Below are 20131 nucleotides of genomic sequence, written 5' to 3' on the forward strand. Positions count from 1 at the left end.
GGACCGGGCGGTCGTCACCGTGCCGTTCGCGGCCGAGGACCTGCACTCGGGCGAGGCGGTCGCGGGCGGCTCGGAGCTCGCGCTCGGCCCGTGGGACGTGCGCGTGCTGGTTACCCCGGCCTGACGCCCGGCTCCGGCCCCCGCGGGATGCCACTCCGGTGCGCGACGCGCCGAGGGAGGCGTGCGCACGTGGCATCTCGCGGGCGGGGAGCCGGGGGCCTGGAGCAGGGCCGGGGTCAGGCGTGCGGGTGGGTGCGCTCGAGGGATGCGCCCTCGATGTCGACGTCCGGCAGCAGGCGGTCGAGCCAGCGGGGCAGCCACCAGGCGGAGCGGCCGAGCAGGTGCATCAGCGCGGGCATCAGCAGCATCCGCACGACGAACGCGTCGAGCAGCACGCCGAACGCGAGACCGAACCCGATCGAGCGGATGATCGTCGATTCCGAGAAGACGAAGCCGCCGAACACCGCGATCATGATCAGCGCCGCCGCGATCACGACCGACTTCCCCGCCTGGAACCCCTGCGCCACGGCGAGGCGCGCGGACGCGCCGTGCACGTACGCCTCCCGCATGCCCGACGCCAGGAACAGCTGGTAGTCCATCGCGAGGCCGAACAGGATGCCCACGAGGATCACCGGCAGGAAGCTCAGGATCGGGCCGGTCGCGTGCAGGCCGATCAGATCGGCTCCCCAGCCGAACTGGAACACCGACACGATCAGGCCGTAGGTCGCGAACAGCGACAGGATGAAGCCGCCGGTGGCGATGACCGGGACCAGCAGCGAGCGGAACACCACGATCATGATGAGCAGCGAGAGCCCGACGACGACCGCGAGGTAGGTCGGCAGCACCGCGTTCAGCCCCTCCGAGATGTCGATGTTCGTCGCGGCCTGACCCGCGACTCCGAGCACGACGCCGTCGCCGACCGGCGGGAGGGCGCGGAGGTCCTGCACGAGCTGCTCGGTCGAGGCGCTGTTGGGCCCCTCGGCGGGCAGCACCTGGAAGGCCAGCAGCGTGCCGTCGTCGGAGGCGGCGATCGGCGCCACGGCGACCACGTCGTCCTGCTCCGCGATCACGCGGGCGATCTCGACCTGGGTGCGCAGGAGGTCGTCGTCGGCGACCCCGTCGGGGACGGAGGCGCTGACGAGCAGCGGACCGTTCGCGCCGGCCCCGAACTCGTCGCCGACGATCTCGAAGGTGCGGGCGCTCGTCGACCCCTCGGGCTCGCTCGAGCCGTCGGGCAGTCCGAGGCGCATCGAGAGCGACGGGATCGCGATGATCAGCAGGGCGACGACCGTGCCGACGACCGTGACGACCGCGCGCAGCGTCGACATCGGGCGGGCGGGAGTGAGCGCCTTCTGCCGGCCGATCGTCGACCGCGCCTTCCGGCGCAGCAGTCGCGTGCCGAGGAGCCCGAGGATCGCCGGGGCGAGCGTGACCGCGATGAGCACGGCGACCGCGACGCAGACCGCTCCGACCGTGCCCATGAGGCCGAGGAACGGGATGCCGGTCACGTTGAGCGCCAGCAGCGCGACGACGACGGTCGAGCCGGCGAAGACCACCGCGGTGCCGGAGGTGCCATTGGCGAGGCCGATCGACTCGCGGACCTCGACGCCCGCGAGCACCTGCCTCCGGTGCCGGTTCACGATGAAGAGGGAGTAGTCGATGCCGACCGCGAGGCCCAGCATCACGCCCAGGACCGGAGTGACCGAGGCCATGTCGATGACGCCGGAGAAGGCGAGCGAGGCGGTGACGCCCACTCCGACTCCGACGAGCGCGGTGACGATCGGCAGCGCCGCCGCGACGAGCGAGCCGAGCATCACGATCAGCACGACGGCGGCGAAGACGAGGCCCACGACCTCGCCGACTCCGAAGATCTGCGGGACGCCCTGGGCGAGGTCGGTGGCGAACGTGACGTCGGCGCCGGGAACGGGGGCGTCCTCGAAGTGGTCGATGACGCCCTGCTTGACCTCCTCGGACAGCTCGAGGCGCGGGTCGGTGAACGAGACGTTCACGACGGCGGTGGAGCCGTCGTCGGACACGACGCCGATGCCGTCGGCGTAGCCGAGCAGCTCCTCGCCGAGGTCGAGCGGCTCGGCGCCGGCCTCGAGCTCCTGCCGGGAGGCGTCGAGGGTCGCCTGCTGCTCCTGCAGCACGCCCGCCTGCGCGTCGAGCTGCGCCTGCTGCGCGTCGATCGCCGCGAGCTGCTGGGCCGGGGCGCCGGCAGCGACGGCTTGCTCGCGGGCGGCGCTCAGCTGCTGCCGGGCGGCGTCGAGCTGAGCGCGTCCCGCGTCGAGCTGCGCCTGCCCCGCCTCGAGCTGCGCGGTGCCCTGCTCGAGCTGCGCGCGGCCGTCGGCCAGCTGCGCGGCTCCGTCGATCTGCGACTGCCGGGCCTCGAACGGATCGACGACGGCCGCGACGCCGTCGAGCCCGGCGGCCGAGTCGGCGAGCGCCGAGATCGCCGACTCCTGCTCGGCGGTCAGCGCCGAGCCGTCGGAGGTGCGGTAGACGACCGTGCCGGTGCCGCCGGCCGTGTCGGGCAGCTTCTCGGCGAGCTGATCGGTCACGGCGCCGGAGGCCGTGCCCGGGATGTCGAAGCTGTTGGTGAGCGTGCCGCCGGCGGCGAGGAACGCGCCGACGGAGACGCCGAGGATCACGACCCACGCGACGATCACCGCCCAGGCGCGGCGGGCGGCGAAGGAGCCGAGACGGAAGAGCAGGGTGGCCACGGAGGTCTCCAGACGGGCGGGAAGCGGGGGGTGCGCCAGATCATACGCGACGTCTCGTCTAGTCAGTGGGAGTAGCCTGAGAGCATGACGGAGCATCGGAGCGGCCCGGTCCGCAGCGCCGCGGCGCGCGAGTCGGTCCTCGAGGCGACCGCGCGGCTGTTCGCACAGCAGGGCTGGGACCACCTCACGATGGAGGGCGTCGCCAAGGAGGCGGGCGTCTCGAAGCAGACCGTGTACCGCTGGTGGCCCTCGCGCGGCTCCCTCATCGCCGACTGCATGATCGAGGGGCGCCTGGTCGCCGTCGAGATCGCGATCGCCGACTCCGGCGACCTGCGCCGCGATCTGGAGGAGTGGCTGACGCCGATCCTGGCGCTCGCCGAGACCGAGCGGGGCACCGCGCTCATCCGCTCGCTCGTCGCCGCCGGCTCCGAGGACGCGGCCGTGGGCGAGCGGCTGATCACCGCGTTCGGCGTGGACCGCACCCTCTCGGAGCGCTTCGCGAGCGCCGTGCGCGCCGGCCAGCTGCCCGAGGACACCCCGGTCGACGAGATCGGCTACGCGATCCTCGGCGCCATCATCCTGCCGACCGTCGGGCGGCGCGGGAGCGTGCCGGCGGCGGTGCGGCGGCTCGTCGACTTCCTGGTGCGGTCGGCGTAGCCGCGAGCCCGGCCGCCGGGAGGCCGCCTGCGAGCACCCCGGGACACCCGGCGTCACATCGATTCGACCCCGGCCGGACCGGCTGCTTCACTACCTAGCATGAGTAGGGATGTCGTCGTCGTCGGAGCCGGTCTCTTCGGGACCGCCACCGCGCTGCACCTCGCGCGGGCGGGTGCACGGGTCGTGCTGCTCGACTCCGGAGCCGCGGCCGGCGGCACGACCGCCGCCGGCGCGGGCTTCGTCGGGCTCTGGGCCGCGGGCTACGCCTGGTACTGGAACGAGTCCGAGCGCGACCTCGAGCAGTACGGGATCGACTTCTACCGAGGACTCGCTGCGGAGCACCCGATCCACCTCCGCGAGACCGGCAGCGCCTGGCTCGCCGTCAGCGAGGCCGGGGTCCGCGACCACCTCGGACCGCTCGCCGCGCACCCGCTCCGCCCCGAGGGCGCCCGCGCGCTCTCGCCCGATGAGGCCGCCGAGCTGATCCCGGGGCTCGATCCCCGCGCCGTGTCCGGTGGATTCGTGCACCCCGGCGGCATCCAGATCAGTGCTCCGGATGCCGGGCTCGCGCTCGTCGCCGCCGCGCGCGCCGCGGGGGTCGAGGTCGTCGAGCACACCGCCGTCACCGGAGTCGTCGCGACCGACGGGCGCGCCACGGGCGTCCGCACCGCCGACGGCCGCGTGCTCGACGCCGACGCGGTGGTCCTCGCGGCGGGCTCCTGGACGAACGCCCTGCTCGCCCCGCTCGGCCGCCGACTCCCCCTCGCGCGGGTCGTGGCGAGCCGCCTGACCACCGCCCCCTTCGGCCTGGATCCGCTGCCGACGCTGATGCTGCCCGAGCTCGACGGGCTCTGGGTGCGCGAGCACCTGGGCGGCCTGACCTACGGCAACGGCGTCGGCTACGAGCCGCTGGGCGAGGCGGCGGCTGACCGCCGACCGCAGCGCACCGACCTGATCGAGCGGATGGACGCGCACCTCGCGCCGGTCCTCGCCCGCCTCCTCCCCTCCTCCGCCGACGCGGTGCGCGCGACCGAGTGGACGCAGGGGGTCGTCTCGTACACGGCCGACCGGCGCTTCCTCGCCGGGCCCGTGCCCGAGCTGCCGGGACTGTTCGTCGCGGCCGGCGACAACGAGTCCGGAGTGACGCACGGACCGGGGCTCGGCCGGCTCGTCGCCGAGCTCGTGCTCGACGGGCGCGGCACGCTCGGCGACGCGAGCCGCTACGCGCCGGGCCGCTTCGCCCCCCAGTCCTTCACCGACGAGGCCGCGGTGCTCGCCGCGATGCCGCCCCGGCGCGAGGTCGACGCCGAGGTGCCGCGATGACCGGGCGCGACGTCGTCGTCGTCGGAGCCGGGCTCGTGGGAGCGGCGGCCGCCCGCTCCCTCGCCGAGCGCGGCGACCGCGTGATCGTCTTCGAGCGGTTCGAGCGCGGGCACGACCGCGGGTCCTCGCACGGCGAGACCCGCATCTTCCGCCGCGGCTACCCGCAGGACGACTACCGCGCGCTCACCGGCCGCGCCGCCCGCGAGTGGGCGAGGCTCGAGCAGGAGAGCGGACGGCGCCTCTTCACCGCGACCGGCGCGATCGACCACGGCGATGCCCGGGCCCTCCGCGAGATCGAGGACGCGTTCGGACGCGACGGCATCCCCGTCGAGCGCCTCGACGCCGCCGAGGCCTCGCGCCGCTGGCCGGGGCTGCGCTTCGAGACCGACGTGCTGCTGCACCCCGAGGGCGGCCGGATCGACGCGGCCGCCGCGATCGAGGCGCTGCTCGCGGCGGCCGAGTCGCACGGCGCGATCGTCCGCGACAGCGCCGGCGTGCAGAGCATCGAGGAGCGCGAGGGCGGCGTGCGCGTCGTCACCGACGAGGGCCCGCTGACGGCCGACGCGGTCGTCGTGGCCGGCGGGTCGTGGACCCCGGTGCTCGTGGGCGGACTGGTCGAGGCGGCGGGCCGGCGCCTGCCTCCGCTGCGCGTGACCCAGGAGCAGCCCGCGCACTTCACGACGGACCTGCCGCTGGACGCGTGGCCGAGCTTCGTGCACCACCGCGGCGACCTGCCCGTGATCTACGGCCTCGCCACTCCGGGAGTCGGAGTGAAGGCGGGCGAGCACGGCACCGGGCGGGTCGTCGATCCCGACCGCCGCGACTTCCGCGCCGAGCCCGAGCGGCTGGCGCGCCTCGTCGCCTACGTGCGGGACTGGCTGCCCGGAGTCGACGCGGCGAGCGCCGACGCGATCAGCTGCCTCTACGACATCACCCCGACCGAGGACTTCGTGATCGACCGGGTCGGGCGCGTGGCGCTCGCGACGGGCTTCTCGGGCCACGGCTTCAAGTTCGGGCCGGTCCTCGGCGACCTGCTCGCCGACCTGGTCGACGGGGGCGAGCCCCTCGCACGCTTCCGGCTCGGCTGAGTCCCCTTCCCTCCGACGAAAGCAGCAGCATGCACTCCTCCCGCGCGCTCGGCGTCCTCGCCGTGCTCGGCACGACCGCCCTCCTCGCCGCCTGCACCGGGGCGACGAACGGCGGCGACTCCTCCGCCCGCCTCGTGATCGGCACGACCGACTCGATCGTCTCGCTCGACCCGGCCGGCGCCTGGGACCGCGGCAGCTTCACTCCGCAGAACCAGATCTACCAGCACCTGCTGAGCTACGAGGACGGCGACACCACGCCCGTGCCCGAGGCCGCCGAGGAGTGCGGGTTCGACGACCGGACCACCTACCGCTGCTCGATCGCGCCCGACCTGACCTTCTCGAACGGGAACGAGCTGACCGCGTCCGACGTGGTCTTCTCGTTCCAGCGGGTGGTCGACATCGCGGCCGACAACGGGCCCTCGCCTCTGCTCGCGAACATGGAGTCGGTCGCGCAGGACGGCGACGACGTCGTCTTCACGCTCGCCGTGCCCGACGACCAGACCTGGCCGTACGTGCTCTCGAGCATGGCCGGGCCGATCGTGGACGAGGGGGTGTACCCCGCCGACGCCCTGCTCGACGACGCCGACGTGATCGGCTCGGGGCCCTACGCGGTCGAGAGCTACGAGGACGGCGGACTGCTGCTGCTCGCCGCGAACGAGGCGTACTCGGGAGACGCTCCCGTGACCGCGCAGGTCGTGCTGAAGCCCTACACCTCGTCGACGAACCTGCGCCTGGACGTGGAGAACGGCGGCGTCGACGTGGCCTACCGCTCGCTCACCGCGACCGACGTGGAGGACCTGCGCGACGACTCCGCCCTGCAGGTCGTCGACGGCCCGGGCGGCTCGGTGCGCTTCCTCACCTTCAACGTGAACACGCAGCCCGGCGGCACCCCGGAGCAGAAGCTCGCGATCCGCCAGGCCGTCGCGTCGCTCGTCGACCGCGAAGAGCTGGCCGAGCAGGTCTACCGCGGCACCTACGCGCCCGCCTACTCGGTCGTGCTCGACGGGCAGACCGGTGCGACGGAGGCGTTCGCCGACGCGTACGGGGCCGCTCCCGATCCGGACGCCGCCGCCGCGCTGCTCGCCGCCGCGGGCGTGCAGACCCCGGTCGCGCTGCCGATCCAGTACACGAGCGACCACTACGGGCCCGACTCCGCTCAGGAGTACGCGCTCGTGAAGGCGCAGCTCGAGGAGTCCGGCCTCTTCACGGTCGACCTGCAGTCGACGGAGTGGACCAGCTACGTCACCGAGCTCGTGCCGGAGTCGGGCTACCCCGCTTACCAGCTCGGCTTCTTCCCCGACTACCCGGACCCCGACAACTTCCTCCGCGCCGCCTACTCGTCGACCGGCTCCTCCGTCGCGAACGGCTACGCGAGCGGCGCCGTCGACGCGCTCATCGACACGGAGGCGACCGCCACCGACCTGGGCGCGCGCACGGCGGCGATCCAGGAGCTGCAGCGGGTGACCGCGGCGGACGCGCCGATCATCCCGCTGCTGCAGGGCCGCGAGACGGTGGTCGCCGCCGCCGGAGTGACGGGGCTGGAGGACACGCTCGACGCGACGTACCTGTTCCGGTTCTCGGCGCTGGGGAAGTAGGGCCCGGCCGAGAAGGCCTGCCGCCGAGGGAACCCCGGACCGTCGAGACGTCCCGCTGCCGCGGGTTCCCTCGTCGGTTCGAGGTTCCCTCGGTCGAGGGGCGGGGCGTCAGCGGGTGAGGAGGACGGCGTCCTGCTCCCAGGGGTCCTCGGGCTGCGCAGGGGCAGGGGCGGGGCGCTTCGTGCGGGCGACGGCCACGGCGATGGTCGCCACCGTCATCGCGAGGGCGGCAGTGACCATCGCGGGTCCGAGGACGTAGAAGACGTTCTGCAGGACCGCCTCGATCGGGATCGATCCGTTGGACGAGGACCACTCCATCGGCACCATCGAGAGCCCCAGCGGCGCGACGAGGGCGAGCGCCCAGAGCGCCAGCGTGTAGGCGACGAGGGCGATCCAGCGGCCGTTCATCGGCGGACCGCGCGGACGGCGAGAGCCGCGCCGATCGAGAGGAGGCCGACCGTCACCGCCGGACCGGGCACGAAATTGACCACGTACATCGCGAACCGCTCGCTCGAGGTCGAGGCCCCGGTGTACATGATCGAGGACCCCGACCAGATGACGACGGCCCCGAGAACGATCAGGAGCACTCCCATCAGGACGAGGGCGAGGGGCACACGGACGTCGGTCGCCCGCCACGACGACGGCTCGGTCCCGTCCGCCTCCTGGGGCGGCTCGTCGTCCGACTCCGCCGGTGGGATCGTCGGACGCTCCAGCGGCCGCTCGACGCCGAGCGGCCGGACCGGGTCGAGCACCGGCTCCGACGTCGGGAGCACCATGGTGCGGGGACGAGCGGCGGGTTCCTCGCGGCGCCCCGGACGGCGGAACCGCGCCTCGGCCCGGGCTCCGCGCTCGGGAGCGGGGCCGTCGTAGCCCCGCTGGAACGCCGCGTGGTAGCGCGGGTCGGTGTCGTTCGTCTCGCGTGTGTCGGTCACAGGTCCCCCCGGGCTCGTGCGTTCCGCCCATCCTGGCCCATGCGCGGGGCGGGAGCGAGGATCAGCCGGCGACGGCCGCGCGGGACGGGAGGCTCGCGACGGCCGCGCCGACGAGGAGCAGCGCGATCGTCACTCCGGTGAACAGGGGCCAGCCGCCAGCCTCGACGGCGAGGCCGAGCAGCCAGCCGCCCACGCCCGAGCCGACGTAGAACGCGATCGTGTAGACGGCGCCGGCGTGGCCGCGCAGGGCCGGAGCCGCTCGCGCGCCCGTCCACGCCGCTCCGGTCGCGTGGACCGCGAAGAACCCGGCGGTGAGCACGACGAGCCCCGCGATCACCACGGCGACGACGTCGACGAGCATGACGAGCAGACCGACGATCATCGCGGCGATGCCCAGGCGCATGAGCGTCCTGGATCCGATCCGCGGCGCCCACCGCCCGGCCAGCCGGGAGGACACGGTGCCCGCCAGGTAGGTGGCGAACAGGAGCGAGACGAGGGCCGGCGGCAGTGCGAACGGCGGCGCCTCGAGGCGGAAGGCGAGGTAGTTGTAGACGGCGACGAAGACCCCGACCACGAGCACGGTCTGCACGGCGAGCGCGAGCAGCACGGGGTCGCGCAGGACCCGCGCGGTCTTCGCCCGGCCGCTCCCGGGCTCCGGAGCGACGGCCCGCGGCGAGGGTCCGCGCGGCGCGAGGAGCGCGAAGGCGATCGCGGCGACGGCGCAGACGAGGGTCACGACGAGCAGCGCGGGGCGCCAGCCGACGAGCGGAGCGAGGGGCCCGGCGATCAGCCGCCCCGCTGCTCCCCCGATCGTGGTCCCCGAGACGTACGCGGCCGCGGCGGCGGTGGCGACCGCACCGCCGACCCGGTCGTGGATCGCGGCGACCGCGAGGGCCGGCACCGCTCCGAGGACGGCACCGCCGAGGAAGCGGAGCACCAGCAGCACCTCGAACGACGGGGCGGCGCAGGCGAGCAGTGCGAGCACCACCGAGGACAGCACGGCGATCCGCATCGACGCGAGGCGCCCGATCCGCTCGGCGATCGAGGCCCACGGCAGCACCATCAGCGCGAGTCCGAGGGTCGCGGCCGAGACGGTGAGTGCCGCGTCGGCCGGAGTGAGCGCGAACTCCCGCGCGAGCTGCGGCAGGACGCTCTGCACCGCGTAGAGCTCGGCGAAGGTGGCGACTCCGGCGGCCAGGAGCGCGAGGGTCATGCGGAGGTCGGAGCGCTCCTGGACCGGGGCGCGCTCGACGATGCTCATGCTCTCGAGGCTAGGAGCGCGGGGATCGGATGACCAATGCCGTCTCGCGGCACATCTATACGCTGAACGAATGAGTGACGACTCCGACTGGCCCGCGATCCTGAAGCTGCTGCCCGTGCTCGTCGCGGTCGCGCAGACGGGCAGCGTGACCGCCGCAGCCGAGGAGCTCGGCGTGCCGCAGCCCACGGCGAGCCGCTCGCTCGCGCGGCTGGCCGAGCTGGTGCGCGCACCGCTCGTGCGCCGCGAGGGCCGCGGCGTCGTGCTGACGGAGGCGGGACTCCGTCTGGCCGAGGCCGCGCAGGACGGCATGGCGGTCATCCGGACGGGGCTCGCGGAGGTGCGCCAGGCCGGCGAGCTCGAGAACGGGCGCATCTCGATCGCATTCCAGACGCTCCTCGGCGAGAGCTACGTGCCCGACGTGATCCGCCGGTTCCGCCGCCGATGGCCCCGGGTCGGCTTCGGCCTGCGCCACGGCTCGCGGGCGCTGTGCCTGCGGGCGGTGGCCGATCAGGAGGCGGAGCTCGCGATCATCGCGGATCCGCCGACCCTGCCCGGCACCACCACGACCACCCTCTACACCGAGCCGCTGCTCGCGGTCGTGCACCACCGGCATCCGCTCGCCTCGCGCCGCTCGGTGACGGTGGAGGACCTGCACGGGCTCGACCTGATCATGCTGTCGGCCGGTTACGGACTGCACGAGTCGGCCAGGCGCCTGCTCCGCCACGACGGCCGCGACCCGGAGCCGGTCTTCGAGGTGGGCGACTACCGGGCCGCGCGCGGGCTGGCCGCCGCCGGTCTCGGAGTGACGATCCTGCCGCCGAGCCCGTCGTCGATCGACGACGGCGTGCGCGAGATCCCGATCGACGATCCGCGGGCGATGCGCGAGATCGGAGTGCTCGTCGCGGCGACGGGCAACCCGGTGGTGCCCGAGTTCGTGCGGGCGCTGCGCGTCGCGGCGGGAGCGCGGGGGCGCGTCGTCGACTGACGCTCTGTCAGCTGCGGTGCCGGTGTCCCAGCGCCAGGACGAGGACGATGAGCCGGTCGTCCTCGATCTCGTAGACGATCCGGACGTCGCCGACCCTGACGCGCCAGGCACCGCCGCTGTTCACGAGCATCGTCGACGCCGGCGGACGGGGGTCGTCGGCGAGGAGTTCGAGAGCGGCCTGGACTCTCCGCCTGTCCTGCGGGTCGAGCTTTCTCAGCTGCCGGACCGCCGAGGGTTCGAGCTCGATGCGGAACGTCACGAGAGCCCGAGCTCCGCCTTCACCTCGTCCCACGGAACCGGCGTCGAACGGGTGCGCTCCCGCTCCTCCCGAGCGGCCACTGCGGCCATGGCGTCCTCCGCATCCTCCGCCAGCTCCAGGAGGCGGTCGTACTCGTCGGCATCCACGATCGCGACGACCCGCCTGCCGCGCCGAGACAGAGAGACCGCTTCGTGCGCGAGGTGTGCGCGGTCGACGAGGGCGCCGAGCTGCCGCTTGGCGTCGGAGACCGGAAGGATCTGAGTCATGAATCAAGAGCACTGAAAGATCGTCTTGATCAGATGGCCCCGATGAGTCGGCTTCCACTGACGAGCGCTCTGATGTCAACCACAGGACACGGCGGGCACTCCTGCAGGAAGCTCGGAGAGGATCCACTCACCCTTCCGCCGCACCACTTCTCCCGAGGACGGCACCGGCCATGATCCTGCTCCGCACCCACTCCAACCGCTGGATCGCGCGCGCCCGCCGCGCGGGGGCCGTCGTCGGCGTGATCACGCTCGCAGCCGATCTGGCACGGCCCGTCTACCGGACGATCCGCCTGGATCCCAGCGGTGAGCGGCTCCTGCTGCGCGACACCGACGCCCTCGAGGAGGCCTTCGCCGTGCTGCTCGCGGGGGTCGAGCGGGCGCGGATCGCCGCCGAGGCGGAGGTCGCAGGACCGGTCGCGCCGCTGACGGTGCGGGAGCTCGTGGAGGAGGCGGCGATCGCGTCGGAGGAGGACGGGATCGCCGCCTGAGCCTCCGGCAGATGCAGTGCGCGCCGGAAGGGCGTCTGCCAGGATCGAGCGATGGGGATGACGAAGACCGGAATCGCATGCTTCGGCGCGGCGGCCGCAGCCGTGCTCCTCCTCTCGGCGTGCACCAGCAGCGCGCCGCCCGGGAACGCGCCGTCGACGAGCCCCGCCGGATCGACGACCGTGGACTCGGCCGGAGCGCCGGGGTCGTCCGCGTCCGACGCCTCCCCGCTCAGCGCGTTCGAGCAGCAGCTCCCCCTCGATGGCGACTTCCTCAGCCAGCAGTCCGAGACGACCGGATCGGTCCTGATCGAGCGCCGAGCGGACGGATCGACCTGGGCGGTCCTCTCCGGGTTCTCGACCGGTGACGCCTCCGATCCGAGGCTCTACCTCAAGGAGGGTGCGCTCGAGCAGGACGGCTCGGGCGCCTGGGTCGACACCGCCGGATACTCGTTCGAGATCGCCCCGGTGGATCCCGACCTGCCGGACCAGGAGATCGCGATACCCGGGGCGGGGACCATGCCGGCGATCACCACCCTCACCGTGATGGACTACGGCGGCCCCGACTACCCGTCTCTCGGATCCGTCGCGCTCACGAAGTAGTCGCGTCGGCCGCACGGAAGGCCGGGAGCGCACGCCCCCTCCCTCCCTGCGGCAGGATCACCTCATAGGGAGCAGCATCCACAGCGAGGTTCCGGACGGCAGTCGCCGGCGCGAACGCGTGGCGAAGGTCGTCGCCGTCACCCTCACCTGGCTGTCCGTCCTCCCCGCAGGGCTGCTGACGACGGCCTTCTTCGTCGTGCAGGAGCCACCCCTGCTCGATCCCGAGGACTTCCCGGGCTGGACCGGTCCGAGCCTGCTCGACATCGCGCCGTGGCTCCTGCTGTTCCTCCTCCCGCCCCTCGTGACGGGCGCGGCGGGGCGATCGAGCGGAGGGTCCGAGGGGTGGCGGGAGTTCCGGCACTACGGCGGCGTGTGCCTCCTGGTGATGGCGCCCTTCATCCTGCTCTCCGCGGCCTCGGCGTGGGGATGAGGGCGCGATCGCGATCGGAAGGAGCTAGCGCGTCGACACGGAGCCGGTCGCGGTCGAGTCAGACCCGGCCGGACCCGCCGCGCTCTCCTCGCGGAACATCCGCTCGGCCTCCTCTCCGCCCACGGCCTCGCCGCGCGCGACCATGCCGGCCTGGTCCGACAGCGGGATCTGCTTGAGGAGGATCGCGAGCACGAGGGCCAGCAGGATGAACGGGATCAGGTACCAGAACACCGGCGCGAGCGAGTCGGCGTAGGCCGACACGACTCCGTCGCGCACCTCGTCGGGCAGGGTGCTCAGCGTCTGCGGGTCCAGCGTCGCCGCGGAGGCGCCCGCGGCAGCGTCACCCGCTCCGGCGAAGACCGTCGTCAGCTTCTCGGTGAGCGAGTTGGTGAAGATCGTGCCGAAGATCGCGACTCCGAGCGCGGCGCCGACCTCGCGGAAGTAGTTGTTGGTGCTGGTCGCGGTGCCGATCTGCTCGGCGGGGACGGCGTTCTGCACGACCAGGACCACGACCTGCATGATCAGGCCGAGTCCTGCGCCGAAGACGAAGAGGTAGACGCAGATCAGCCAGATCGGGGTGTCGGCGGCGAGCGTGGTCATCGCCGTCATCGCGATCGCGGTGAGGATCGTACCGACGATCGGGTACGCCTTGTACTTCCCCGTCTTCGTGATCGCGATGCCGGACAGGATCGACGTGCCCATCAGGCCCGCCATCATCGGCAGCATCAGCAGGCCCGACGCGGCCGCGGAGGTTCCGGACGCCATCTGCAGGAACGTGGGGATGAATCCGATCGCCGCGAACATGCCCAGCCCCAGGGTCAGGCCGATCGCGGTGGCGTTGAGGAAGATCGGGTTGCGGAACAGGCTCAGCGGGATGATCGGATCCTCAGCGCGCGATTCCACCCAGACGAAGCCGGCGACCGAGAGCACGAGGCCGGCGCCGAAGAGCCAGGTCTCGGGAGCGCCCCAGCCGTGCTGCGCGTCGCCGCCGAAGTCGCTGAAGAAGATGAGGAACGTCGTCGCGGCCGAGAGCAGCACGACGCCGGGGATGTCGATCCTCTTCTGCGCCTTCCTGCTGGGCAGGGTGAGCGCGAACCACGCGATGGCGAAGGCGGCGATGCCGACCGGGATGTTGATGTAGAACGCCCACTGCCAGGTGAGGTGGTCGACGAACAGGCCGCCGAGCAGCGGTCCGGCGATGGCCGAGAGGCCGAACACCGCGCCGATCGGGCCGAGGTACTTGCCGCGCTCGTTGGCCGGCACGATGTCGGCGATGATCGCCTGCGAGAGGATCATCAGCCCGCCGCCGCCGAGGCCCTGCAGGGCGCGGAACACCACGAAGCTCCAGAAGTCGCCCGCGAACGCGCAGCCGATCGAGGCGACGGTGAACAGCGCGATCGCGATCAGGAACAGGTTGCGCCGGCCGAGCACGTCGCCGAACTTGCCGTAGATCGGCATGACGATCGTGGTCGCGAGGAGGTAGGCGGTGGTGATCCAGGCCTGGTGCTCGACTCCGCCGAGCTGCCCCACGATGGTGGGCATCGCGGTCGAGACGATGGTCTGGTCGAGGCTCGAGAGCAGCATTCCGGCGATGAGCGCCGAGAAGATGATCCAGATCCTGCGCTGCGTCAGCAGGAGCGGCTTGGCGGTGGCGGCGGTCATCGGTCCTCTTCGGGAGTGGTGGGGGCGGCGGGAGCGAACAGGGCGCGGGCCTGGGCGAGACGGGAGCGGAGGATCTCGGGGAACGGGGCCGGGGACTCGGCGGTGAGCGCCTCCTCCACGGACAGGCGCGCGACGGTGCCGACCAGCTGCACGGCGAGTCGGAGTCGCGGATCGCCCGGCTCCAGTCCCTCGCGCTCAGCCGACAGGCGCTCGAGCAGGCGATCGCGCTCGCTGCCGACCTTCAGCAGCGCAGCGAGCAGCTTCGGCTCGCGCTCGAGCAGGGCCACGAGCTCGTGCGCGCGCTCCGGCGTGAGTCCGATGGCCTCGAAGTGCTCGATGGCCAGGTCGGCGAGGGCCTCGGGCAGGTCGTCGGACACCCGTCCGGGCGCGCCGCCCCCGGCGAGGAAGCGCGCGACGGCCTCGCCTTCGAGCCCCTCCTCCGGGCGGCCGAGGACGGCCTGCTCCTTGGAGGGGAAGTGGTTGAAGAACGTGCGGCGCGAGAGCCCGACGTCCTCGCAGAGCCCGTCGATCGTGAAGCCCTGGATCCCGTGCTCGACCGCGAGCTCGCGGGCGCGTCGGGCGAGCTGCTCGCGCCGCTCCGCGACCTGGCGCGCTCGCGCGGTGGTCGTTGCACTCTCGGACATGGAGTGCATTCTTGCACACTCTGCAGATAGTCGTCACGGCCTTCCGGGCACAGCACTCCCGGTCGCAGGGACCCTTTCAAAACCTCTACGAACGCTTTGCTCCAAAAGGTTTTAGAATGGCGTTATGAGCACCTCCGACTCGGCGTCGTCCCTCACCGAGCTGCTTCTCGACACGGGGATCGCCGCGCACATCGTCGGCGCTCGTGACCTGCGGATCTCCTCCGCTTCCGGCGACGACGTCGACGTCCACCTCGTCTTCACCGCGCGCCCCCCCACTCCCTCGGAGATGCGCGCTCGCGCCGCGTCCGCACGGGCGGGCAGTACCACGGGTTTCGTGATGCCACGGCTCAATGCCGCCGCCCGCGGAGTCGCGCTGGAGGATCCCCGCTTCGCCCTGTTCGGCCTCGACGACGGGGGCGTCATCCTCCGAGGAGAGGATCGGAGCATCGATCGGCAGGAAGAGGCGGCGGACCCGATGAGGCGTCGGGTGCCGTACGCTCGCTTCGCGCTCCACCGGGTACTCGTGCGCACTCGCGAGCCCCGGTCGCAGGCCGCCCTCGCGCGGGAGTGCGGCGTCTCGCAGATGACCGTCTCGAAGCTCCTCTCAGCCGACCCGGCACTGGCCGCCCGAGTCCCGGGCGGCTGGGTCGCGAACGACCCGGAGTCGCTCGTGGAGCGGTTCCTCGACGACTATCCGGGCCCGGGCGGTCTCTCCCAGTTCTGGTTCTCCCTTCGACCTGTCATCGAGCAGGGGGAACTCGCGGCGACCGCCGGCGGGCGGGCTCTGCTCTCCGGGGACGCGGCTGCCGACCTCCTCGCCCCGTGGAGGATCCCGAGGCGCGCTGTCGCGTACTCGGACCAGGGCCTTCCGCTCGAGGAAGCCGGGTTCGGCCGCAGCGACCCCCGCGAGGCGACGCTGCGGGTCACGGTCCCGGCGGATCGGACCCTCCGGGCCACTGCGATCGCCTGGTACCCCGAGGGCCGCACGGTAGATCCGCTGCTCGCAGCGTGGGACCTCCGCTCCAGCGGCGGCGCCGACTCCGGCGAGGCCGTCGAACGTCTCCTGAGCACGGCGGTGACGACGTGGACGCGGTGAGAGCGGTCGTGCTCCCTTCCCGGTCCCGCGCCGATGACGCGGCGTTCCACGCCCTTCGCGACGCCTCGCTCGCGATCGCCGGCCTGGAGGAGGCCTGCATCGTCGGCGGTCAGATGGTGGCCCTCCTGTCCGGAGCATTCCCGAGCCGGTCGTCGATCCTGCGCCGGACGGTCGACGCGGACGCCGCCGTGTCGCCCGTCGTCGCCGCGTCGGGCGCGCTCCACGCGCTCCTGACGGCCGGCGGATACACCTCGACCTCGGGCAACCACTACATCCAAGGCGATCGCGAGATCGACGTCCTGGTTCCGGCCACCGGCGGCGGATTCGAGAAGGCGGAGTACGGAGGGCGCGGATTCGACGGCGCGCCGGGGCTGCATCTCGCGCTGAGCGAGACGCTCGCACTCGACGTGACGGCCGTCCTCCTCGTGGACGGCCCCCTGACATTCGCCACACGAGTACCCGGAGTCGAGCGAGCGCTGATCGTCAAAGCGCTCGCATACGAGTCGCGTCGCGCGCAGAAGGACCTGGTGGACCTCTACGCGCTCCTCCTCATCCGGGAGGCTCACGACCCCGACTCCCTCGGTGGCTGGCGGATCGGGTACGACGCCGGATCCGGAGCCCGCCGCGACGCGGCGCTCGCTCTGCACCGACTGGTCGGAGCGCCGGGACTCCGCCTGATGCTGCGGGGATCGGACGTGCCCGAGGGACGCTTCGCCGCCCTCGTCCGCACCTACGTCGCGGACGACTGACGCACCGGGGCCGATGATCGACATCGACCCCGGTGCACCGGCCCTACAGCGTCAGCGCGTGCTCCCCCGCGGTCAGCTCGCGGTCCTCGGCGCCGGCCGAGCGGACGACCGCGGTCGCCCCCTCCGGCACCGTGACGGCGAGCGAGACCCCGTCGGCGGTGCGGTCCCAGCGCACCCGCGCGAGGCCGTGGGGGGTCTCGAGGGTCGACTCCGCCCACTGCAGCTCGTCGCCGGGCTGAGGGGCGACGAGGATCCGGGAGTAGCCGGGGTCGAGCGGGGCGAGGCCGCCGACGACGCGGTGCAGCCAGTCGGCGACGGCGCCGAGCGCGTAGTGGTTGAAGCTCGTCATCTCGCCGGGGTTGATGGTGCCGTCGGGCAGCATCGAGTCCCAGCGCTCCCAGATGGTGGTCGCGCCCATGGTCACCGGGTAGAGCCACGACGGGCACTCGCGCTGCAGGAGGAGGCGGTACGCGGCGTCGATGTGGCCGGTCGACGACAGGGCGTCGGTGATGAACGGAGTGCCCGCGAAGCCGGTCGAGATCGTGTAGCCGCTCTCGGCGACGAGTTCGGCGAGGCGGTCGCCCGCCCAGCCCAGCTCGTCGTCGTCGAGCAGGCCGAAGACGATCGCGAGGGAGTAGACGGTCGTGCAGTCGCTGAAGACGCGCTGGTCGGCGACGTACCGCGACCGGAATCCGGCGCGCAGGCGCTCGGCCAGCTCGGTGAACTCGGCCTGCTCCTCGGTGCGGCCGAGCACGGCGGCGGAGTCGGCAACGATGCGGGCCGTGCGGTACGCGCACGCCGTGGCGACGACTCCGGTGTCGGCCTTCGCGTCGGCGGGCGCGTCGGGCGCGGCGTCGGGGTCGAGCCAGTCGCCGAACTGGAAGCCGGTGTCCCAGACACCCGTTTCGGACAGTTTCGAGCGGACTCGGCGGGCGTGCGAGGCCATCGAGGGGAACGACTCCTCGAGCACGACCGGGTCGCCGTAGGCCTCCCAGACCGCCCACGGCACCCAGGCCGCGGCGTCGCTCCAGAGTGCCGTCGAGTCCATGGGCGGGAAGCTGGTCTCGGCCTCGCGGTACTTCAGCACGTCCGGCACGACGAACGGCACGGCGCCGTCGTGGTGGGTCTGCTCGAGGGCGAGGTCGCGCAGCCAGTCGCGGAGGAAGTCCTTCGCGTCGGCGAGGTAGACGGCGGTCGGCGCGAACGCGGCGATGTCGCCGGTCCAGCCGAGGCGCTCGTCGCGCTGGGGGCAGTCGGTGGGCACGTCGAGGAAGTTGCCGACCATGCCGCGGTAGACGTTGTCGTGCAGCTGGTCGAGCAGCGGCTCGGAGCTGCGGAAGGTGCCGATGCGGCGCAGGTCGCTGCTCACGACGACCGCGGTCAGGGCGCCGGGCTCGATGTCGCCGGGCCACCCGTCGACCTCCGCGTAGCGGAAGCCGTGGAAGGTCAGCGTCGGCTCGAACACGTCGCGGCCGCCCGAGAGCGTGAAGCGGTCGGTGGCCTCCGCCGCACGCAGCGGGCGGACCCCCAGCTCGTCGTCCTCGAGGACCTCCGCGTGTCGCAGGGTGATGACGGATCCCTCCGGACCCTGCACCTCGACGCGGAGCCAGCCGACGAGGTTCTCGCCGAAGTCGACGAGCGTGCGCCCGGACGGGCTGGTCCAGATGCTCTGCGGGGCGACCTCGCGCAGGCGCCGCACCGGCGGGGCGGTGTAGGGCTCGAGCAGTCCCGGGTCGACGTCGACCTCGTGCACGGCGCTCCAGCCGGAGTCGTCGAAGCCGGCCTGCTTCCAGCCCTGCGGCTCGAGGCGGGCGTCGATGTCCTGGCCGTCGTAGAGGCTGTCGGCGGTGGTCGCTCCCGAGCCTGCCTTCCATCCGCCGTCGGTCGTGACGATCTGCTCGGCGCCGTCCTCGAAGCGGATCCGCAGCTCGGCGGAGCCCGCGATCTCGGGGCCGTAGGGCGCGGCGCCCTCGCCCCAGGTGAGGCGTCCGCGGTACCAGCCGTCGCCGAGGGCGAGGGCGAGGGTCACGGAGTCGCCGGTCACGAGGGCCGTGACGTCGTGCTCGGAGTAGCGCAGGCGCCACTCGTAGCTGGTCCAGCCCGGGGTGAAGAGCTCGTCCGAGACGGGGGTGCCGTCGATCCACGCCTCGACGATCCCGAGCGCCGACAGGCGCAGGACCGCCTCGGTCACGGCTCCGTGGCCGGTCTCGAGCGGGGTCTCGCGACGGAGCAGGGGCGAGCCGGGGAGCTCGTCGTCGGGCGCCAGGAAGCGGGCGGTCCAGTCGGTCATCATCGTCCTTCTGCGTAGTGGAGTGCGGAAACGGTCGTGGAGGCATCGGCGCCGGCGAGCGGCGCGGAGGAGGAGCGGATGCGCAGCACCGGGTCCACCTCGAAGTGCACCGGGTCGGTGCGGCCGTCGAGCCGTCCGAGGAGCAGCTGCACGGCGCGCTCGCCGAGCTCCTCGCCGGACTGGTCGACGGTGGTCAGCGCGATGCCCGGGTGCCCGGCGACCTCGATGTCGTCGTAGCCGACGATCGAGAAGTGCTCGGCGCCCAGGCCCGCATCGGCCCGCGCCCAGAGCGCGTCGAGCGCGAGGGCGTCGTTGCCCGCGAAGAGCGCGGTGGGGCGCTCGGGCGAGCGGAGCACCTCGAGGGTGCGCGCATAGGCGTCGTCCTGGCTGGGACTGAGGTAGAGCACGTCGGTCGAGAGACCCGCCTCGCGCATCCGCTGCTCGTACCGGGCGAGGCGGACGGCGTGCGGGGCGCCGGTCACGCGCCGCACGATCTCCTCGCTCACGGTGAGGTGCGAGATGCGGCGGTGACCGAGGGCGAGGAGGTGGTCCATCACCTGGTCCGTGCCGGCGACGTCGTCGTTGGTGACGGTGTCGTAGCCGACGGAGGCGTCGTGCCGGCCGAGCATGACGATCGGGGTGCGGACCGAGAGCTTCTCGAGCCACGACGGCTCGACCATCGGCGAGACGGCGATCAACCCGTCGACCTGGCGGTCGACGAGGGCCTCGATCGCCCGGAACCCCTCGCCCGAGTCGCTCTGGGCGGGCGCGACGATCAGCTGGTACCGGGTGCCGTCGAGGGCGGCGGCGGCTCCTGTGACGATGCGGTTGAAGAAGGCGTTGCCCAGGTGCGGCACCTCGACGCCGATGGTGAAGCTCGCGCCGCGCATGGCCCGGGCGGCGACGCTGGGCCGGTAGCCGAGCTCGTCGATCGCGGCGGCGACGCGCTCGCGCATCGCCGGGCTGACGCCGTAGGCGTTGCGGATCACCTTCGAGACGGCGGCGCGGGAGACTCCTGCGCGCAGGGCGACGTCCTGGATGGTGGCGGGTCCGCGAGTCGCGCCGTCGGTCGAGCTCATCGCG

At 72.9% G+C, this 20131-nt stretch carries 20 protein-coding genes; 10 read left to right on the forward strand and 10 right to left on the reverse strand.

What is annotated here, in order from left to right:
• Positions 1–236: 236 nt before the first annotated feature.
• Complete coding sequence (locus tag AC0CID_RS09695) at positions 237–2723, reverse strand: MMPL family transporter (RefSeq protein ID WP_465226627.1); 2487 nt, start codon at positions 2721–2723, stop codon at positions 237–239.
• Between the two features lie 84 nt (positions 2724–2807).
• On the opposite strand from AC0CID_RS09695, the gene AC0CID_RS09700 reads away from it, so the two are divergent.
• The 4 genes from AC0CID_RS09700 to AC0CID_RS09715 all read left to right on the forward strand — a co-directional run bounded on the left by AC0CID_RS09700 (position 2808) and on the right by AC0CID_RS09715 (position 7386).
• Positions 2808–3380 carry a TetR/AcrR family transcriptional regulator gene (locus AC0CID_RS09700; RefSeq protein WP_207407498.1) on the forward strand — a complete coding sequence of 191 codons (573 nt, stop codon included), beginning with the start codon at positions 2808–2810 and terminating at the stop codon, positions 3378–3380.
• A gap of 99 nt (positions 3381–3479) precedes the next feature.
• Positions 3480–4703 (forward strand): NAD(P)/FAD-dependent oxidoreductase, encoded by a 1224-nt coding sequence (locus AC0CID_RS09705; protein WP_465226628.1) that lies wholly within the window; start codon positions 3480–3482, stop codon positions 4701–4703.
• Entirely contained in the window at positions 4700–5791 is a 1092-nt protein-coding gene (locus tag AC0CID_RS09710; protein WP_465226629.1) for an FAD-dependent oxidoreductase, read from the forward strand. Before AC0CID_RS09705 ends, AC0CID_RS09710 begins: the two co-directional genes overlap by 4 nt.
• A gap of 29 nt (positions 5792–5820) precedes the next feature.
• Positions 5821–7386 carry an ABC transporter substrate-binding protein gene (locus tag AC0CID_RS09715; protein ID WP_465226630.1) on the forward strand — a complete coding sequence of 522 codons (1566 nt, stop codon included), beginning with the start codon at positions 5821–5823 and terminating at the stop codon, positions 7384–7386.
• A 108-nt stretch (positions 7387–7494) separates the two neighbouring features.
• Here AC0CID_RS09715 and AC0CID_RS09720 read toward each other — a convergent pair whose 3' ends face one another.
• The 3 genes from AC0CID_RS09720 to AC0CID_RS09730 all read right to left on the reverse strand — a co-directional run bounded on the left by AC0CID_RS09720 (position 7495) and on the right by AC0CID_RS09730 (position 9579).
• Positions 7495–7794 (reverse strand): hypothetical protein, encoded by a 300-nt coding sequence (locus AC0CID_RS09720; RefSeq protein WP_465226631.1) that lies wholly within the window; start codon positions 7792–7794, stop codon positions 7495–7497.
• Entirely contained in the window at positions 7791–8318 is a 528-nt protein-coding gene (locus AC0CID_RS09725; protein WP_465226632.1) for a hypothetical protein, read from the reverse strand. Before AC0CID_RS09725 ends, AC0CID_RS09720 begins: the two co-directional genes overlap by 4 nt.
• Positions 8319–8379: 61 nt before the next feature.
• The gene (locus tag AC0CID_RS09730; RefSeq protein ID WP_465226633.1) at positions 8380–9579 is read right to left on the reverse strand and encodes an MFS transporter; all 1200 of its coding nucleotides are present in this window, start codon (positions 9577–9579) and stop codon (positions 8380–8382) included.
• 70 nt (positions 9580–9649) lie between these two features.
• Here AC0CID_RS09730 and AC0CID_RS09735 point away from each other — a divergent pair, with 70 nt between their 5' ends.
• Entirely contained in the window at positions 9650–10564 is a 915-nt protein-coding gene (locus AC0CID_RS09735; RefSeq protein WP_207407485.1) for a LysR family transcriptional regulator, read from the forward strand.
• Between the two features lie 7 nt (positions 10565–10571).
• Here the strand turns inward: AC0CID_RS09735 and AC0CID_RS09740 are convergent, their stop codons facing one another.
• Together AC0CID_RS09740 and AC0CID_RS09745 are read right to left on the reverse strand one after the other, a co-directional pair.
• A complete protein-coding gene (locus tag AC0CID_RS09740; protein WP_465226634.1) occupies positions 10572–10823 on the reverse strand; it encodes a type II toxin-antitoxin system RelE family toxin in 252 nt (83 codons plus the stop codon).
• Positions 10820–11089: a type II toxin-antitoxin system Phd/YefM family antitoxin gene (locus AC0CID_RS09745; RefSeq protein ID WP_465226635.1), complete on the reverse strand. Its 270-nt coding sequence runs from the start codon at positions 11087–11089 to the stop codon at positions 10820–10822. Before AC0CID_RS09745 ends, AC0CID_RS09740 begins: the two co-directional genes overlap by 4 nt.
• A 170-nt stretch (positions 11090–11259) precedes the next feature.
• Here AC0CID_RS09745 and AC0CID_RS09750 point away from each other — a divergent pair, with 170 nt between their 5' ends.
• The 3 genes from AC0CID_RS09750 to AC0CID_RS09760 all read left to right on the forward strand — a co-directional run bounded on the left by AC0CID_RS09750 (position 11260) and on the right by AC0CID_RS09760 (position 12607).
• Positions 11260–11577 (forward strand): hypothetical protein, encoded by a 318-nt coding sequence (locus tag AC0CID_RS09750; RefSeq protein WP_465226636.1) that lies wholly within the window; start codon positions 11260–11262, stop codon positions 11575–11577.
• 57 nt (positions 11578–11634) lie between these two features.
• Positions 11635–12177, forward strand: coding sequence for a hypothetical protein (locus AC0CID_RS09755; protein ID WP_465226637.1), 543 nt, complete (start codon positions 11635–11637; stop codon positions 12175–12177).
• 118 nt (positions 12178–12295) lie between these two features.
• Complete coding sequence (locus AC0CID_RS09760; protein ID WP_465226638.1) at positions 12296–12607, forward strand: hypothetical protein; 312 nt, start codon at positions 12296–12298, stop codon at positions 12605–12607.
• Positions 12608–12631: 24 nt separating this feature from the next.
• Here the strand turns inward: AC0CID_RS09760 and AC0CID_RS09765 are convergent, their stop codons facing one another.
• Both AC0CID_RS09765 and AC0CID_RS09770 read right to left on the reverse strand, forming a co-directional pair.
• Positions 12632–14269, reverse strand: coding sequence for an MDR family MFS transporter (locus tag AC0CID_RS09765; protein WP_465226639.1), 1638 nt, complete (start codon positions 14267–14269; stop codon positions 12632–12634).
• Positions 14266–14913: a TetR/AcrR family transcriptional regulator gene (locus tag AC0CID_RS09770; protein ID WP_465226640.1), complete on the reverse strand. Its 648-nt coding sequence runs from the start codon at positions 14911–14913 to the stop codon at positions 14266–14268. Before AC0CID_RS09770 ends, AC0CID_RS09765 begins: the two co-directional genes overlap by 4 nt.
• Before the next feature lie 124 nt (positions 14914–15037).
• Between AC0CID_RS09770 and AC0CID_RS09775 the strand changes: the two genes are divergently transcribed.
• Together AC0CID_RS09775 and AC0CID_RS09780 are read left to right on the forward strand one after the other, a co-directional pair.
• Positions 15038–16009 carry a hypothetical protein gene (locus AC0CID_RS09775; RefSeq protein ID WP_465226641.1) on the forward strand — a complete coding sequence of 324 codons (972 nt, stop codon included), beginning with the start codon at positions 15038–15040 and terminating at the stop codon, positions 16007–16009.
• Positions 15997–16758: a hypothetical protein gene (locus AC0CID_RS09780; protein WP_207407472.1), complete on the forward strand. Its 762-nt coding sequence runs from the start codon at positions 15997–15999 to the stop codon at positions 16756–16758. The genes AC0CID_RS09775 and AC0CID_RS09780 overlap by 13 nt, the downstream gene beginning before the upstream one ends.
• A 43-nt stretch (positions 16759–16801) precedes the next feature.
• Here the strand turns inward: AC0CID_RS09780 and AC0CID_RS09785 are convergent, their stop codons facing one another.
• Both AC0CID_RS09785 and AC0CID_RS09790 read right to left on the reverse strand, forming a co-directional pair.
• Entirely contained in the window at positions 16802–19048 is a 2247-nt protein-coding gene (locus AC0CID_RS09785) for a family 78 glycoside hydrolase catalytic domain (RefSeq protein ID WP_465226642.1), read from the reverse strand.
• Positions 19048–20127, reverse strand: a complete 1080-nt coding sequence (locus AC0CID_RS09790) for a LacI family DNA-binding transcriptional regulator (RefSeq protein ID WP_465226643.1) — start codon at positions 20125–20127, stop codon at positions 19048–19050. Before AC0CID_RS09790 ends, AC0CID_RS09785 begins: the two co-directional genes overlap by 1 nt.
• Positions 20128–20131 lie beyond the last annotated feature (4 nt).

It is taken from the genome of Rathayibacter sp. AC451, assembly GCF_979253095.1.